Genomic DNA, 16,209 nt, shown 5'->3' with positions numbered 1-16,209 from the left:
GGGCGGGGGTCAGACGCGGTCGCGCTCACGTCTCCTCCCTCCTCCCGGACGGGCCCTGGCCGCGGCGCGCAGGGCCCTCGTCGTCGTGGGGAAGCGGGCCGAGGTCGGCACGCTCCAGAGGTCGTGGCCGGGCAGCCCCCACCCGGTCAGCAGGTGGTTCGCGGCCTGGAATCCGGTGGTGGCGGCACGTTCCATGAGGGCGACGGGCAGCTCGCAGCGGATGCCGTCACCGGCGAGGACGACGTCGTCCTCGGGCGTGACGACGCCGGGGCGCTCCGCCCACGGGTCGGTGCCGATGAGGGGGCAGTCGGCGTCGACGAGGACCTCCTCGTGGACGACGGTGGCACCGGCGAGCTCGGGGTGCAGATCGTCGAGCCGGGCGCGCAGATCGGTGAGCACGGTGGCATCGTCGACGTCGTCGGGTACGGCGTAGGCGTGCAGTTCGACGACGCTCCCGCCGGTGCGCCGGGCCCACGTCGCCGCGCCCTCCTCGAAGAGGTGCAGGGCGCTGACGTTGTCGAGGTACCCGAGGGCCGCCGTGCCGACGAACGGCGCGGCGTCCGCCCGCATCGGGGCGTCGAACCACAGGCGTCGGACGATGAATCGCGGTGCGATGCGGCCGCGTTCGATGGCCGCCCGCCAGGACTCGTCGCCGAGGTCGGGACTTGCGGTGACGAGGTGCTGCAACGCCGCGCGGTCGGTGGCGAGGACGACGGCGTCGACCGGTCCGACCTCCTCGATCGCCGCGTTCACGTGGTCGCTGTCGGTGACGACGCGCAGGGGCCCGCGTCGGGCTGCGAGACCGCCCCGGCCGCTCTCGCCCTCGCCCTCGGGGTGGACCGGCTGGACCCGCTCCACGCGCTGCACCCGCACACCGGTGTGGGTCCGCGTGCCGAGCCGGTACAGCAGCTGCCCGAGGGGCGCCCACCAGCACGTGTCGAAATCGTCGGCGGAGACGTCGAAGAGCAACCCCTCGGCCGAGCCGAGGAAGTACGTGTGGAACATGCCGACGAGCTCGCCGGCGGAGAACTCCCGCGGATCGGCGAAGAAGCTCCGGGCGAAGACCTCGAGCGCGAGGTGACGCATCCCCTCGGGGAACGCGAGCTCGTCGAGGACGTCCTGCGCGCTCATGCCGTCGAGGTCGACGAAGGTGCGGGGGAAGTCCACGTCGAGCAGGCCCAGGGCGCGCTCGACGTCGACCCGGGGCAGGTCGGCGAGACCGAAGCTCGGGCTCAGCGCGACGAACCCGAGGATGTTGAACGGCGGCCGGGTGGGCACCTTGGTGAACGAGTCCCGCGAGCCGTCGCCGTGCACGAGGGGGTAGTCCTCGATGGGGCGCAGCCGCGACAGGTCGGGGTCGACGCGCCGCAGCACCGATCGGAGGTTGTAGTACTGCCGGAAGAACGCGTGGAACCCGCGGCTCATCGTGTCGGGCCGCCCGTCCACCTCCACCGGCCACGATCGGACGCGTCCGCCGAGCTGGGGCTGGGCCTCGAGCAGGCTGACCCGCACGCCGCGTTCGGCGAGGGCGACCGCGGCGGTGACGCCCGCGATCCCGCCGCCCACGACGACGACGTGTCGCTGCCGCCCCGACGCGCCCGGGCGAGAAACGAGGGGTCTCGGCGCGCGGTGGAGCTCGGCGCGGGCGTCGACGCCGGGGGTCCAGCGTCGGGTGCGTCGTCGTGTCAGAGACAGCGCAGGAAGGGACAGCGCGGGCAGGGACAGCGCAGGCATCGAGAGCGCAGGCAGGAAGGTCGGGGCGGAACGCGGTGTCGGGTCGTTCACGGACGTCGCCCCCAGACCGCTCGCACCATGCCCCGTTGCCATCCCGGCACCGGTCGCAGGCCGACGTCCTCGAATCCCGCGCGGGTGAGGCGGTCCTGCAGCTGTTCGTCGCTGTCGAATTCGAGGACGCTGCGCCACAGGTAGGTGAACAGGCTCGGCCGTCGGCGGGTGACGATCGCCGCGGAGGGGATGATGACGCCCCACGACAACGCGGTCCAGGCGGCGGCGTCGAGGGGGCGGCCGGCGACTCCGTAGTCGTGGACGACGAGCACACCCCCGGGCCGCAGGCTCTGCCAGGCGTGGCGGAGGAACGCGTCGCGGTCGGGCACGTTGCGCAGGAGGTAGGCGGCGAGGATCGCGTCGTAGCGCGGGCCCTCGTCGGGCAGCTCCTCGGCGAGGGTCCGGGAGAAGGTGACCGACTCCGGCCAGTCCTTGGCGCGGGCGGCCTCGAGCATCCCTGCGGACCCGTCGACGCCCTCGATGCGGAACCGGCAGCCGCTCTCGGTGAGCGCGGTGAGCAGGGCGCGGGTCGAGGCGCCCGATCCGCAGCCGAGGTCGGCGACCTGCAGCGGCTCCTCACCCGGACCGGGACGACGCGACAGGGCGCCGGTGAGCAGACGGGCCGAGGACAGCAGCTGACCGGCGTATCCCGGTGACATCCCGGTGAGTCGGTCGTAGTGGAGACCGACCTCGTCGAAGGCCGGGGCCACCGTCGAGTCCTGGGCCGAGATGGGGGTGGTGCTGGGTTTCACGTGCGCTCCTCGACGAGGACGGGATGGCCGGGTCCGGATCGTCCGGCGTGGGCCCGTGACCGCGGTCTCGTCATGTCCGTCGGGTCCCACGTCGTGTCCTCCTCACAGTGGCACCACCCCGCGCCGCACGAGCGCGCGGCGCTCGGCGTATTCCAGGTCGTCGACCCACAACTGGGCCTGCGTGCGGCGCATCAGCGGCGTGACGAGAGGTGAGAACGTCCGTGCGACACGGAATCCCACTCGGTCGGAGGCGGCGATCGTCGCCTCGGTCATCACCGAGAGAGGCCGCTCCGCGCCTGGGGCGGTGAGCGGGGTCGCGTGGGTCTCGACGACGCTGCCGACGCCCTCGCCCTCGGTGATGTGCATGGCGATCGTGCGTGCGTCGGGGCACGTGAACTCGGCTCGCACCGGCACGCCCCACGTGGGGGTGAGTCGGAACGTCACGTCGGTGACGAGACGGTCGGGGGTGCTCGCGTCGTCGTCGACGACGAGATGACTGAACGCGTACGGGTGCAGCCACGCCCCGTGCCACGGGTCGAGGCGGTTCGCCACGACGTCCTGGGGTTCGCACTGTGCGGAGGCGACGTGGACGGCGGTGATCGCGCGGTCGAGTGCGGGTCGGTCGGTGAGACGCGGTGTGTCGCGGGGGGTCTCCCCCTCCGTGGCGAGCCGGACCCACAGCAGGACGCCGTCGTCGTGGACGGGGTGGGTGGGCCACCGCCCCTTGGCGGCGGGCGGCCACTCCGAGGGCAGCCGCAGTCCGTGCCAGCGACACATGAGGTCGCGACCGTCGACCTCGCACCGGTCGAGCCGGGCGCCCATGTGCGGACAGACGCCGGAGGCCGCGCGGAGGTCCCCGTCGTGGGTGCGCCATACCGCGACCTCCCGCCCCGCGATGGTGCGCACGAGGGACTCGGTGCCCACGTCCTCGGAGCGGCCGATCACGTACCACCCGCCGGGGTCGCGCTCGAGGGCCCGGGCGAGGGCCCTTTCGATGCGGGGGATCGCCGCCTGCCGCCACGTGCTCCGCAGCTGCTCCGCCGGGGGTTGCGGCACCCGCTTGACCGGGATGCGGTCCGCGGCCGAGTCGCGCTGCCGGGTCGGATGCGGCGAGGGCGGCGGCGACGCCCCGGTGAGCGGCGCCCGGCCGCCGAGGAGCGTGCGGGCGGTGATGGCGGCCTTGGCCGCGGGTGAGACACGTCGGCGAGACGAGAACACGTCGTAGTCGGCCTCCTCGATCCGGGTGAGGATCGTCGCGTACATGGACAGGGCCGCGGCGACGCACCGCGCGGAGGCGGGCGGGAGCAGCGCGATCCCGGGTTGGGCCTCCCGGTACAGCTCGCGGTTGCGCTCGATCTGGGCGGCGAGGAACGTGCGCCATTCCGGGGTGACGCGGCGCAGCCACGGGTCGGCGCCGTGTGCGGCGAGTTCGTCGGCCGGCAGGTAGACCCGCCCTCGGTCGAGGTCCTCGCCGACGTCCCGGATGAAGTTCGTGAGCTGGAACGCGAGTCCGAGCGCGCGGGCCGCGCCGAAGGCCGCCGCCGGGTCGCGGGGCCGCAGCACCGGCAGCATCATCTCTCCGACGACGGCCGCCGACCCCTCCATGTACTCGTCCCGCAGCTCGGGCCAGGTGGCCCAGCTCGTGCGGGTGAGGTCGAGGCGCATCGCGTGGAAGAAGCGCTCCGCACAGTCCCGCGGCAGGCCCATGCGGCGGATGCTCGTGACGATCGCGTGGAACACAGGGACCTCGTCCTCGCCGCGTTCCCACGCCTCGTAGAAGCGTCGCTCGAACGCGTCGAGACGCTGCCTCGGACCGACCTCGGCCCCCGGCACCCCGAGACCGGCGAGGTGCGCGGCGTCGGGCTCGTCGACGATGTCGTCGGCGAGGCGACACAGGGCGTAGATCGCGTACACGTCCTCGCGCTGCTCACGGCCGAGGAAGAGGGTCCCCCAGTAGTACGTCGTGCCGTTGGCGTAGGTGATGTCGTGGCAGGCCGTGCGTCCCTCGGTGAGTCGCACGTCGGCAGGTGCGGATCGACCGGGGCGGAGGAGCAGGGGAGTTCGTGACATCACGCCGATTTAATCGTGTCTCCGCCCTTCCTGCCAGGGGAGGGGGCACGTGGGACAGGTCTCAGGCGGACGGTCGGGTGAGGGCCGCGCTCACCGCTCCCGGAGTGCGAGCGGCCCGCCGAGGGCACCGTCCGGGCCGACGGGCTCGCCGAGGTGGAACCCCTGCGTCCACTCGAACCCCAGCTCGCGGGCGAGGTCGAGCCCGGCGTCGGACTCGACGCCGGCGGCGAGGACGGGAAGACCCGTGTCCTGCACCGCCGCGGCGATCGTCGTGAGCGTGCTCCGGTCCGCGCCCGCGACCAACGCGGGGTGGAGCTTGATGATGTCGACGGGCACGGCGGAGGCGGAGGGCAGCAGGTCGATGTCGGCGGCGGTGAAGCGGTCGAGGCACAGGGTGACCTCCTCGGCCTGCAGGGCGCCGAGGCGGATGAACGCCTTGGGGTCGCCGTCGAGGAGTCGGCGGAAGATCGCGGCGGTGACGTCGATGAGCAGCCGGTCTCCGGAGACGCGGTGGCGGCGTAGCGCGCCGAGGACCTCGGTGACGAGCAGCGGGCTGCTCACGATGTCCCACGAGAAGTTGACCGAGACGATCGTGTGGTGATCGGGGTGGGCGGCCGCGAACCGTGCCTGGAAGGTGAGGGCGTCGTCGAGCGTGCGGAGGTCCACCGCGTGCATCTCACCGGCCGCCTCGGCGGCGGCGAGAAGGCGACCCGGCGCCTCGATCGACCCGTCCGGCAGGGCGTGGCGCACGAGCGCCTCGTGACCCTGGAGGGTGTCGTTCTGCAGGTTGTAGAACGGCTGGAAATACGTGACGCGCGTGCCTGCGTCCGTCACCTTCTCCCTGGTCGTCTCGGTCATGTCGGTCGTGTCCTCGCTCGGTCCTGAACCCCGTCGGCTGTCGTCTCTCCCTTCGACCGTTGACAGGTCGTCCTGAGATGTGCCTGTCCCACGCCACCTCGCCGTACGACGCGGATCTGCGCATGCGGCAACGGATCCCGGACGTCCGACCCTCTCGCGGGGGGAGGGTGGGTCGGTGGCGCGGTGTGCGACCGGCAGGGGGTTGCCGTGCCCGCGTGCCTCCGACTGCGCGCGTCGGCCCTCGGCGGTGGTACCGGTGGGTCCCGTCGCCTCAGACGATGTGGAGGACCCGGAGCACGGCCCAGATCGCGAACACCGTCACCGCGACGGCGATCGCGAGGATCACGACCACCATGAGGATCGCCCGCACCAGGTAGGTCCTCGAGGAGACGTCCACCGTGCGCCCTTCCGCGAGCGTGCGTTCCAGGAGTCGGAGGTTCTTGACGTTGGCGCGGTGCGCGGCGTCCGCGAGGTCCCCGACCGCGGGGACGAGGCCGAGGAGCGCGTCGAGGATGACGTTCCACCCCATGCGGGCGAGGACCGGGAGGGGCACGCGATGGCGCACCGCGTCGATGAGGATGACCGAGGCGATGACGGATCCGGCGGCGTCGCCCACACCCGGGATCAGTCCGATGAGGACGTCGAACCCGAAGCGGAAATCGGTGCCCGGCACCCGGAACAGGTCGTCCAGGAGACGGGCGAGGGTTCGACCCGAGTACGTGGTCGAGCCTCCCGTGGGGGACGATGCCGGGGGGCGAGCGCGGAACCGGGACATTGCCACAGGGTAGGTGGGGTCGAGATCCGCACTCAGTTTCGTCTCAATCGGCCGCGGCATCATCGCGCCGAGCCCTGACCACATCGAACGAAAGAGTCACGCGTGAACTGGTTGCACGCCGTCCTCCTCGGCATCGTCGAGGGCGTCACGGAGTTCCTCCCGGTCTCGAGCACCGGGCACCTCAACGTCGTCGAGAAGCTCCTCGGCTACGAGATCGACAGCGTGGGCATGACCGCGTTCACTGCCGTCATCCAGGTCGGCGCGATCATCGCCGCGATCGTCTACTTCTGGAAGGACATCGTCCGGATCGCCTCCGGATGGATCGCCGGGCTCAGGCACACCGACAAGCGCGACACCCCTGACTGGACCCTCGGCTGGGGCATCATCCTCGGGTCGATCCCGGTCGCCGTCGTGGGGCTCGCCCTGCGCGACGCGATCGAGGGGTCGCTGCGCAACCTCTGGGTCATCGCCGCCGCGCTCATCCTGTGGTCGTTCGTCATGTGGCTCGCCGACCGGCACACCGAGGGTGAGCGCGGGATGACCGACGTCACCGTGCGTGACGCCCTCATCATCGGCTGCTTCCAGGCCCTGTCGCCGGTCTTCCCCGGCATCTCCCGCTCGGGTGCGACGATCTCGGCCGGCCTGTTCCGGGGCTTCGACCGCGTCACCGCCACCCGCCTCAGCTTCTTCATGGGCATCCCGGCCCTCGTCGCGGCCGGCGGGCTCCAGGCGGTCACCGCCGCCGACGACATCGCCGTGACGGTCGGCTGGACGCCCACGATCATCGCGACGATCGTGTCGTTCTTCGTCGCCTACGCCTCGATCGCGTGGCTGCTCAAGTTCGTCTCCTCGAACACCTTCACCGCCTTCATCGTCTACCGCGTCGCCCTGGGCCTCGTGCTCGTCGGGCTCATGGTCGGTGGTGTCGTCACGCCCTGACGGACGTCGTCAGGCCCTGACGCCCCGCCGCCGCGCGGGGACGCCGAGGCGCCGCCGTGAGGGTGGCGCGGGATCGGCGACCACCGGCGCCGAGGGGCCGACGGCAGGAGCGGGGTCGCCGGTGTCGGCGGCCCCGCTCGCCGTGTCGGTGGCGCTGTCGCCGTGGCCGTGCGTGCGGGGACGGACACCGTTCTCGACGAGCACGCGGCGCAGCGTCGCCAGCGCACGGGCCGGGTCGATCTCGAGGTCGGACTCCCGGACGCGGTGGACGACCCACCCGCGCCGTTCGATCCGGCGTTGATGCCTCAGACCCTCGCGGTAGTCCTCCGGACCGTTCCATGCCGATGTCTCGCACAGGACGACGACACCTCGGGTGTGCTCCTGCGGCTCCTCCCCGCGCTGCGCGTCCGGTTCCTCGTGCCGCTCGGTGCGCAGCACGAGATCGACGCGCCGACCGTCGAGCCACATGCCCGTACCGACGTCGTAGCCCCGTGCGCTGAGGACCGAGGCGAGGCGTTCGGCGGTCTCGGTGAGGGCGACGGCACGCGCCTCCGGCCCGCACCCCTCCCCCTCCCCACCATGCGTGGCGTCGCCGGTGCGACCCGCGTCCCCCGACGTGGCCCCCAGCCTGACGTCGACCCCGTGCCGTCGGGCGGCCTCGGTGATCAGCGAGGTCGCGGGGTCCCCCCAGAGGTCGGCGAACCGGGCCCCGAGATAGCGCTCCGCGAGCTGGGCACGGCGAGCGGCCCGGTCGCGGGACCTCGGGTCCTGCGGCGTGGGCAGCGCGCGACCCGGCCGACCGACCAGGACGATCCGCGGCGCGATCGCCCGGAGCACCGTGGCGTCCAGCGGCAGACGGTCGGCGTCCAGGACGATCACCGTGTCGACCCGCGGTCGGCCGTCCTCGAGGTCACCGAACGAGTCGAGGAACACGTCGGGAACCCGCGACCACGGCACGCACCACGCCGGCACGGCGGCCCGGCAACGGTGCCGGATCCGCGCCAGTTCGCGGTACTGCCGTGGTGACCCGCCCGCCGTCGCGAGTCGACGCCGCAGGTGGGTGTGCAGGGTGAGCGCCATGCGGGTGGACGGGTCGAGGCGTTCGGCCCGGACGGCGTGGCGCCACGCCGCGAGGCCGCAGTACGCGGCCGCGGCGCGACGGATCTCGGCGTCCAGGCGCGTGAGTTCGTCCGTGAAGGCCGTCGGGTCGTCGCGACGCTGCTGCTCGAGCCACATCTCCGTGCAGACCCACCGCCACGCCTCGTCCACGCGTGGGAGGCGGCTCTGCCAACGGTCGCGGGGTTCGGTGCGCAGGGCCGTGAGCAGGCGGGGCGCGCACGCCTGCAGCGGTGGGACGACGGCGAGATGGGTCGCCACGCGCGCGCGGTGTTCCTCGAGTTCCGCCAGCTCTGACCACGCCCGTGCGTACCCCCGTGGGTCCAGGCCGATCGTCGCGTCGTGGAGGGTCCGCACGGCATCGACGCAGTCCTCCGTGAGCTCCTCACGCACCCGGATGACGAGCCGGGTGAGCGGGGCGGCGTGCGCGGCCGCGGCGGCGCGATCCTCGGCGGCCGCAAGACGTTCGCGCAGGCCGGAGACGGCGGTGGCGTCGGTCCAGTCGGGTGTGGGCACCCCGAGATCGGTGAGCTGGGCGCCGACCGTCGCGAGCCGCTCGGGCAGCCCGACGATGCGTCGGAAGTGCTCCCACTGGTCCCGGTGCCACGCGAGGCGGTCGGCCGGGGAGTCGCACTCGGGGATCACCGTCGACGCCGGCCACACCGCGTCGAGGTCGTCGAGGGCACGCGTGGCCTCGAGGTGGGCGAGGAACGCCTCGACGTCCTCCAGACGGGTCGGGGGCCGGCCGTCGACACGGACGAACCGGAAGAGGGGGTCGGCCGCGCGCACGTGGTCGGGCAGGTCCACGCCGCCAAGGGGGATGCCGCGGTGATCGACGGGCAGGGGGCCGTGCTCCCGGAGGTGGTCGCGCAGGTAACGGGCACGGGGTCCGGGATGGTCGAGGGTGTCGAGGACGTCGACGGTGTGACCGACCGCCGCGAGGGCCGCCGTCGCGTCCTCGACGAGGTCGCCGAGGACGCTCGTCGCGCGGTGCCACTCCTGCGGGGTCGCCGAGAGCAGGTCGTGGGTGGTGCCCTCCATCCACTCACCGGGGAACGCGGCGGCGAGGGACAGCTCCTCGGTGAGGTCGGCGAGCAGACCACCGAGGCGGGCCCGGTCCTCGTCGTCCGCGTCGGCGAGGCGACCCACGACCGGGTCGCCCGCGTAGCGCGCCCGGTCCGCGGCGCGGCCCGTGTCGGTGTCGAACTCGCGGACGAGCCGAGTGAACTCGGATGGCGTCGGCAGTCCGGCGAGGTCGGGGACCCGGCCGTGAAATCCCGCGGCGAGCCGCGCGACGCACGCGTCCCCGGCGACGTCGAGAGCGTCGGCGAGGGTGTGGGTGTCGAACGGGCACGGGGCGTCGGGGTCCGAGGGGGGCTCGACGAGATCGGCGAGCCAGCCGTGCTCGGCCGCCGCGGCCCGGTGCCGACGGACGAGGTCGGCGAGCGGGGCGGTGATCCCGTCTCGGGTGTGGGCGAGGGTCTCGGACTCCCGGCTCGCCGTGGCCAGGTCGAGCAGACGGCGTCGCTCCTCCCACCGCTCGGCGAGGGCCTCTCCGCGGCGAGCGAGGTCGGCGTCGGCGGCGGTGCGGTCGAGCTCGGTGAAGCAGCGGGTGATCGCCTCGACCGCGGTCGTGAGGTCGTCCGCCGAGGCGCTCGCCTCGGGGACCGTGATGGCGAGGGGACGGAGGTCGGCAGGAAGGGCGTCGCGGAGGCCGACGAGGACCGGGCTCCCGGGGCCCGTGACGAGCACCCGTCGTCCCTGTTGCAGCTCGTGGGTCACGAGCGCGGCGACGAGTCGGGTTCGGTGTCCCCCGTCGAGCCCGCCGGTGTCGACGACGGTCTCGGTGAACCGGTCGGCGTGGTCGAGCACCGCGAGCTCGGTCTCGGACAGGGGGGCGGCGGTGATGATCTCGTCGAGCTCCCGGACCGGGGGGACCTGAGCGAGGCGGGGAGTCCGCCGCAGGGTGTCGAGGTCGTCGGCGACGCGGCGGTGGCGGTCGGGGTCGCCCACCCGCCTCGGTCGGCTGAGGATCATGGGAGACCACGTGAGCTCCGGGGCGCCGGTGGCGCCGGTGAGGGCGGCGCGCACCCGGTCGAGCAACGGTTCGACGTCGTCCTGCTCGAGCGGGGATCCCTCGAAGGCCCGTGCGGCCGCGTGGAGCTCGGCGGCGACCGCGCGGGAGGGCGCATGGGTCGCGGACACCGCGCGCAACTCGAGGGCGAGGCCGTGGGCGTAGGCATCGGGGCGCAGGTGAGCGGTGCCCGCGTCGTCGACCTCGACGACCACCGGCGTCGTGAGCACGTGTCGACGCAGGGTGCGGGGTCCCGCGGGGGTCTCGACCGTCGTCGTCAGCAGGCCGACACCGAGCAGGACGTCGTGCCCGCCGTCGCGAGCGAGATCGGCGGCGTGGAGGATCCGCTCGTAGCGCGCCCTGGTGGGTCGTTCGTGCGCCTCCCGCTCACTCCACTCACGCCACGTCGCGTGCCAGGTCTCGAACTCGCGGCGCACATCGGGCCGGTCGCCGAGCCGCCGACCCTCGGCCCTGGCGCGCAACCGCAACCGTGATCCGGGTCGATCGACATCACCGCTGATCCACGGCACGAGGACGGCGGGGACCTCCGGGCGGGGGCGCGCCGGGGGCGGTGCGGCGCACTGCAACGGGAACGGTGACCCCACGGCCTCGTCGTCGAGATCCGCAGGCGGCTCCTCGGCGAGATGCGCCGCCCGGGCGAGGAACCGCAGCGCGCGCGGGAGATCGGTGTCCACGTGAGCCGAATCGGCTTGTGGTGCTTCGGTATGAGGGCGACGACGCCACTGCTGCGGAAGGTCCGAGGGTCACCCCTCGGGTACCTCCCCCTCCGGGGCGGGGGCGGGGGCGCGGGCGCCGCTGCGGGCCTCGGTGAGGGTGGCGCCGTGGGCGATGAGATCACGCCCCCGCTCGTAGTCGTCGTCGGCGTTGTAGGTGAGCACCCCGACGACGACGTCGGCCGCGTCGGCGTACCAGACCGTGAACCCGCCGGCCCGTTCGACGACGTCGATCGCCTCGTGTCCGTCACCCCACGCCGCGTACTTGAGGGTGTGGGCACCGATCTCGCTGAAGAACCCGGGCACGTCGTCCCACACCCCCCAGCCGTCACCGGTCTCCGCACCGGCCGCGTCGGTGGCCGCCGCGTTCCGCCCGGCGAGTTCGCCCATCGCGAGAGCGTCTCCCCAGTGTTCGACGTCGAGTGGACGCCCGGCCGCGACGTTGAGACCCCGCGCGGAGTCCCCGGCGACCCACACCCCCGGCGCCACCTGGAGATGCTCGTCGGCGACGAGTCGCCCCTCGTACGTCTGCAGGACCGCCCCGGGTGCGCCGCCCTCGGCGAGGTCCGCCGCGGCCGGGCGGGCCCCCACGGCGGCGAGGATCAGATCGGGCGCGAGCGTCGTGCCGTCGTCGAGATGCACGGTGCGCGGCGCGTCGACGTGCGTGACGGAGACGCCGGTGCGCAGCTCGACGCCGAGGTCGGTGAGCCATGAGGCGATCTGGGTGGCGACGCGCTCGCCGAGACGGGTGCGTTGGGGTCCCTCCTCGGGGGTGACGAGGGTGACCTCCAGGCCCCGGCTCGCGAGGGAGGCGGCCGCCTCGCAGCCGATGAACCCGGACCCGATGACGACGGCGCTGCTCGACCGCTTCGCCGCCGCGGTGAGACGGCGGCCGCAGTCGAGGGTGCGGAGCACGTGGATCTCGGCGTCGTCGTCGGCGTCGGGGAACGGCACGGGTGTCGCGCCGGTCGCGACGATCAGTCGGCGGAACCCGATCTGCTCACCCGCGGCGGTGACCGTGCGGTTCTCGAGGTCGAGGGCGCTCACGCGGGTTCCCGAGCGGAGCTCCACGTCGTCGGGCAGGGCGGGGTCGACCGGGGTGGGCTCGACCGGTGGGCCCGAGGTGAGCGCCCCCTTCGACAGTGGCGGCCGCATGTACGGCAGGTCGTCGTCGGCCGAGACGAGGAGGACGGGAGGGGGGCCACCGGCATCCGCGTACGCCGCGGCCGCCGACACGCCGGCCGGGCCACTGCCGATGACGAGGAGTTCCACAGTGTGCATGGGAGAGCATTACCCCGACGAGGCGTCGACATACCGGTTCCCGTCCCTCCGGCGCTCAGGTTCTGCGGGCGGGATGACGACGGGGACGTCGGCGGCCGCCCGAGCCCGCACCGGGCCACCCGACCCGCGAGGAGGCCACCCGCGACCCCGTCGGCCCGCCCCGGCGAGGCCGTCGATGGCGGTGGGCCGGACGGGGGCGATGGTCCGGAGGAGACAGGGCGAACGGGCGGGTGCACGGGGAGTGGGCGAACGATGGACGAGCGAACGATGAGTGGAAGACCGGGGAGTGGGCGACCGGTGGGTGAGCGGCCGGTGAGGCGAAGCGCCGCGGCGCTGATCGTCCCGGTCACGCTCGGCGCCGCTCTCCTCGCGGGCTGCGGTGGAGGCGGGTCCGCCCCGGTCGCCACGCCCACCGCGGCGAGCTCGACGTCGACGTCCGCCGCGGTCGAACCGGTGGCCTCCGGCACCGGCACGACCGCACCGGGTGGGCCGGGTCCCACGACCCCGGGCGCGGACCCCCCGGGCGCGGACTCCCCGGGCGCGACGGCCGGCCGCGTGGCGGAGTCCGCAGGATCGGCGGGAGCCCCCGACGCGTCCGGCACCCCGGCGGCCGGTGCGACCTCCGGGACGATCCGTGTCCCCGTCGTCGGGGTCGTGGACGGTGACACGATCCGGGTGCGGGTCGGCGGGCGGACCGAACGCGTCCGCGTCATCGGCATCGACACCCCGGAGCTGCGCGGCGAGGAATGCGGTGCCCAGCGCGCGGCGAGCCGGATGCAGTCCCTCGTCCAGAGCCGCTCGGTGACCCTCGTCCCCGACCCGACCCAGGACGACCGCGATCGCTACGGCAGGCTGCTGCGCCATCTGCGTCTCGACGACGGCCGGTCGGTCGCCCAGATCCTCCTCGCCGAGGGGCTCGGCCGGGAGTACACCTACCGTCGCGCGTACGAGGGGCAGGCCTCCCACCGCGCCGCGGAGGACGCCGCCCGTGAGGCGTCGGCCGGTCTGTGGGGCTCGTGCCCCTCGAGTCAGGCGTCGGGACCGCGCCCGTCGGGACCACGCACCTCCGCACCGCGGGCGGTGACCGGGGCGTCGCCGGACGCCGCGAAGCCCGACGCCGGCACGGCCGGTGGGTGCCGCATCAAGGGCAACATCAACTCCGAGGGCGAGAAGATCTACCACGTGCCCGGCGGGCGGTCCTACGAGAAGACGAAGATCAGCCCCGGCCGCGGGGAGCGCATGTTCTGCAGCGAGGCGCAGGCCCGCGAGGCCGGGTGGCGTGCCGCTCGGGACTGACGCGGCAGGCGCCCCGGGCTCGGTGGGGATCCGGCGGGCTCGTCGGCCCGTGCGAACGAGACCCCGTGCTCAGAAAGACACGCGGAGTTCAGAACGACACCCGTGCTCGCACGAGCACCCCCGTGTTCAGAAGGGCACCCCGCAGTGGAGGACGAGGTTGGCGTAGGGCGTGGCCTCTCCGGTGCGGACGGCGAAGGCCACGCCGGGCAGCATCGCCTTGAGTTCCTCGTGGCTCACCTCGTCGCGGGGGCCGAGGCGGGCGACGCGCGCCGCCACCCACGATCCGGCCTCGCCGGCGAGCGATTCCCGCGCGAGCGTGTGCGATTCGACGACGATCTCCTCCAGGAGGGCGTCGAGCACGTCGGTGAACCGGGGGATGCCGGGCACGAGGGCGAGGTCGATCACGGGGATCGAACGCGGCAGCGGCAGCCCCATGTCGGCGACGACGACGCGGTCGGTGTGGCCGAGGAGCGCGATCTGGCGGGAGAGTTCGGCGTGGAGGATGCCCCGACGCTTCACGATCGTCCCTCCCAGTCGTAGGACTCCTGTGCCCCGTGTCCCTGGACGGCCTTCGCGGCGGCGCGGTTGCCCACGGCGGCGGCCGCGCCGAGATCGTCCCCGAGCGCGAGGCGGGCGGCGAGGGTGCCGGCGAAGCAGTCGCCGGCACCGGTGGTGTCGACCACCTCGACCCTCTCTCCGGTGCACGTGAACGACTCGGCCCCCTCCAGGGCGACGACGGCCCCGGCGCCGCCGAGGGTGACGACGACCGAGCGGACCCCGGCCCCGACGAGCGCCTCGGCCAGTGAGGTCGCGGCCACCGCATCGATGGACTCCTCCTCGTGGCCACCGGCGTCCACGCCGAGAAGACCCGCCGCGGCGAGGGCCTCGTGCTCGTTGACGACGAGGGGGTCGGCCGCGCGCAGGGTGTCGGCGGCGAGGTCGACGACGGGCGCGAGGTTGAGGCAGACCCGGGCCCCGGCGGCCACGGCCCGACGCGCCGTCTCGTCGACGACGTCGACGGGGATCTCGCCCTGGAGGACGACGACATCGCCCGTCGTGAGCCCGAGGTCGGCCACGTCCTCCATCGTGAGCGCGTGGTTGGCACCCGGCACGACGATGATCGAGTTCTCACCCGAGTCGGCGACGGTGATGAGCGCGAGGCCGGTGGGGGTGTCCGCCACCTCGCGGACGCGCCCGAGGTCGACGCCGGCACGGCGCAGCAGGGAGAGGCCCACCCGTGCCTGGGCGTCGTCGCCGACGCACCCGACCATCGCGACGTCCGCGCCCGCGAGGGCCGCGGCGACGGCCTGGTTCGCGCCCTTGCCGCCGGGGCGGGTCGAGCCGTCCCCACCGAGCACGGTCTCTCCGGGCCGCGGATGGCGGGCCACCCGCGCGAACAGATCGACGTTGATCGACCCGACGACGACGACCCGCCCCGAGCCGCGGGCCGCCGTCGTCGTCCTGCTCGGCTCGTCCCGGGTCTCCTCGTTCCCGGTCACGGCGTCCGAGGTCACTTGAGGTACTCCGCGACGTTGTCCTTGGTCACGGCCTTGACCTCGACCGGGATCGTCTTCTCGACCGTCTCGCCGTTCGCGACCTTGAGCGCCGTCTCGACGGCGACCTTGCCGAGTTCCTTGGGCTGCTGGGCGATCGTGCCGACCATCGTCCCGGCCTGGACGGCCTTGAGGGCGTCGGCGGTGCCGTCGAAGCCGAAGACCTTGACGTCCTTGCCCGCCCGGGCACCGAGCGCCTGGACGGCCCCGAGGGCCATCTCGTCGTTCTCGGCGAAGACGCCGGTCGCGCCCGGGTGGGCCTGGAGGAGGTTGGTCGCGACGTTGAGACCCTGGGTGCGGTCGAAGTTCGCCGGCTGCTGCGCGATGACGTCGAGCCCGGCGCCCTTGACGGCGTCGCCGAAGCCTTGACCGCGGTCACGGCTCGCGGACGTGCCCGGCACGCCCTGGAGCGCGATGACGTCGCCCTTCCCGCCCATGGCCTTGCCGAGGGACTCGGCGGCGAGCTTGCCGCCGGTGACGTTGTCGCTGCTCACGAGGCTGGCCACCTCGGCACCGTTGACGGCGCGGTCGACCGCGACGACGGGGATCTTCGCGTTGATCGCGGGCTTGACGGCCGAGCCCGCCGCGTCGGAGTCGACCGGGTTGATGATGACGACCGAACTGCTCTTGGTGACGGCGTCGGCGATCTGGTTGGCCTGGGTGGCGGCGTCGTTCTGCGCGTCGACGACGTTGAGCGTGGCGCCCGCCGACTCGGCTGCGGCCTGGGCTCCGTCGCGCAGGTCCACGAAGAACGGGTTGTTGAGCGTCGAGACCGCGAGGGTGACGGTCTTGCCGGCCGCGCCCCCCGTGGCTCCGCCCTGCGCGCCGGTGTCCGACGGGCCGCGGTTGCACGCGGTCATCGTGAGGGCGAGGGCCGAGACGGTGACGGCCGTGGCGACGGTGCGGGTGATCTGGAACATCGTGTCTCTCCTGGGGCTCGGCCCGGCGGCGGGCCGGGTGAGGAACTGGCGGGCTG

General features: G+C 73.6%; 12 protein-coding genes. 2 read left to right on the top strand and 10 right to left on the bottom strand.

Annotation, left to right across the window (positions count from 1 at the left end):
- Window positions 1–9 precede the first annotated feature (9 nt).
- The 5 genes from RT054_RS08450 to RT054_RS08430 all read right to left on the bottom strand — a co-directional run bounded on the left by RT054_RS08450 (window position 10) and on the right by RT054_RS08430 (window position 6,240).
- The gene (locus tag RT054_RS08450) at window positions 10–1,785 is read right to left on the bottom strand and encodes an FAD-dependent oxidoreductase (protein ID WP_313023064.1); all 1,776 of its coding nucleotides are present in this window, start codon (window positions 1,783–1,785) and stop codon (window positions 10–12) included.
- The gene (locus RT054_RS08445) at window positions 1,782–2,537 is read right to left on the bottom strand and encodes a class I SAM-dependent methyltransferase (RefSeq protein WP_313023063.1); all 756 of its coding nucleotides are present in this window, start codon (window positions 2,535–2,537) and stop codon (window positions 1,782–1,784) included. Before RT054_RS08445 ends, RT054_RS08450 begins: the two co-directional genes overlap by 4 nt.
- Before the next feature lie 102 nt (window positions 2,538–2,639).
- Window positions 2,640–4,607 (bottom strand): DUF5914 domain-containing protein, encoded by a 1,968-nt coding sequence (locus tag RT054_RS08440; protein ID WP_313023061.1) that lies wholly within the window; start codon window positions 4,605–4,607, stop codon window positions 2,640–2,642.
- 90 nt (window positions 4,608–4,697) lie between these two features.
- On the bottom strand, window positions 4,698–5,465 hold the full coding sequence (locus RT054_RS08435) for an EAL domain-containing protein (RefSeq protein ID WP_312718244.1): 768 nt from the start codon (window positions 5,463–5,465) through the stop codon (window positions 4,698–4,700).
- Between the two features lie 271 nt (window positions 5,466–5,736).
- Window positions 5,737–6,240 (bottom strand): DUF4112 domain-containing protein, encoded by a 504-nt coding sequence (locus tag RT054_RS08430; protein ID WP_312718245.1) that lies wholly within the window; start codon window positions 6,238–6,240, stop codon window positions 5,737–5,739.
- Between the two features lie 102 nt (window positions 6,241–6,342).
- Between RT054_RS08430 and RT054_RS08425 the strand changes: the two genes are divergently transcribed.
- Window positions 6,343–7,179: an undecaprenyl-diphosphate phosphatase gene (locus RT054_RS08425; protein ID WP_312718248.1), complete on the top strand. Its 837-nt coding sequence runs from the start codon at window positions 6,343–6,345 to the stop codon at window positions 7,177–7,179.
- Window positions 7,180–7,188: 9 nt separating this feature from the next.
- On the opposite strand, the gene RT054_RS08420 is transcribed toward RT054_RS08425, so the two are convergent.
- On the bottom strand, window positions 7,189–11,064 hold the full coding sequence (locus tag RT054_RS08420) for a hypothetical protein (protein WP_313023059.1): 3,876 nt from the start codon (window positions 11,062–11,064) through the stop codon (window positions 7,189–7,191).
- 69 nt (window positions 11,065–11,133) lie between these two features.
- Window positions 11,134–12,384 (bottom strand): FAD/NAD(P)-binding oxidoreductase, encoded by a 1,251-nt coding sequence (locus tag RT054_RS08415; RefSeq protein WP_313023058.1) that lies wholly within the window; start codon window positions 12,382–12,384, stop codon window positions 11,134–11,136.
- Window positions 12,385–12,696: 312 nt separating this feature from the next.
- Here RT054_RS08415 and RT054_RS08410 point away from each other — a divergent pair, with 312 nt between their 5' ends.
- The gene (locus RT054_RS08410) at window positions 12,697–13,680 is read left to right on the top strand and encodes a thermonuclease family protein (RefSeq protein ID WP_313023057.1); all 984 of its coding nucleotides are present in this window, start codon (window positions 12,697–12,699) and stop codon (window positions 13,678–13,680) included.
- A gap of 126 nt (window positions 13,681–13,806) precedes the next feature.
- Here RT054_RS08410 and rbsD read toward each other — a convergent pair whose 3' ends face one another.
- The 3 genes from rbsD to RT054_RS08395 are packed head-to-tail and all read right to left on the bottom strand — an operon-like array spanning window position 13,807 to window position 16,153.
- Window positions 13,807–14,199, bottom strand: a complete 393-nt coding sequence (rbsD, locus tag RT054_RS08405) for a D-ribose pyranase (RefSeq protein ID WP_312718254.1) — start codon at window positions 14,197–14,199, stop codon at window positions 13,807–13,809.
- The gene (locus RT054_RS08400) at window positions 14,196–15,194 is read right to left on the bottom strand and encodes a ribokinase (RefSeq protein WP_313023056.1); all 999 of its coding nucleotides are present in this window, start codon (window positions 15,192–15,194) and stop codon (window positions 14,196–14,198) included. The genes rbsD and RT054_RS08400 overlap by 4 nt, the downstream gene beginning before the upstream one ends.
- A complete protein-coding gene (locus tag RT054_RS08395) occupies window positions 15,191–16,153 on the bottom strand; it encodes a substrate-binding domain-containing protein (RefSeq protein WP_313023055.1) in 963 nt (320 codons plus the stop codon). Before RT054_RS08395 ends, RT054_RS08400 begins: the two co-directional genes overlap by 4 nt.
- Between the last annotated feature and the right edge of the window lie 56 nt (window positions 16,154–16,209).

It is taken from the genome of Mobilicoccus sp., from assembly GCF_032060985.1.
Classification (GTDB): domain Bacteria; phylum Actinomycetota; class Actinomycetes; order Actinomycetales; family Dermatophilaceae; genus Mobilicoccus.
This window is presented reverse-complemented; position numbering and strand designations above follow the sequence as displayed.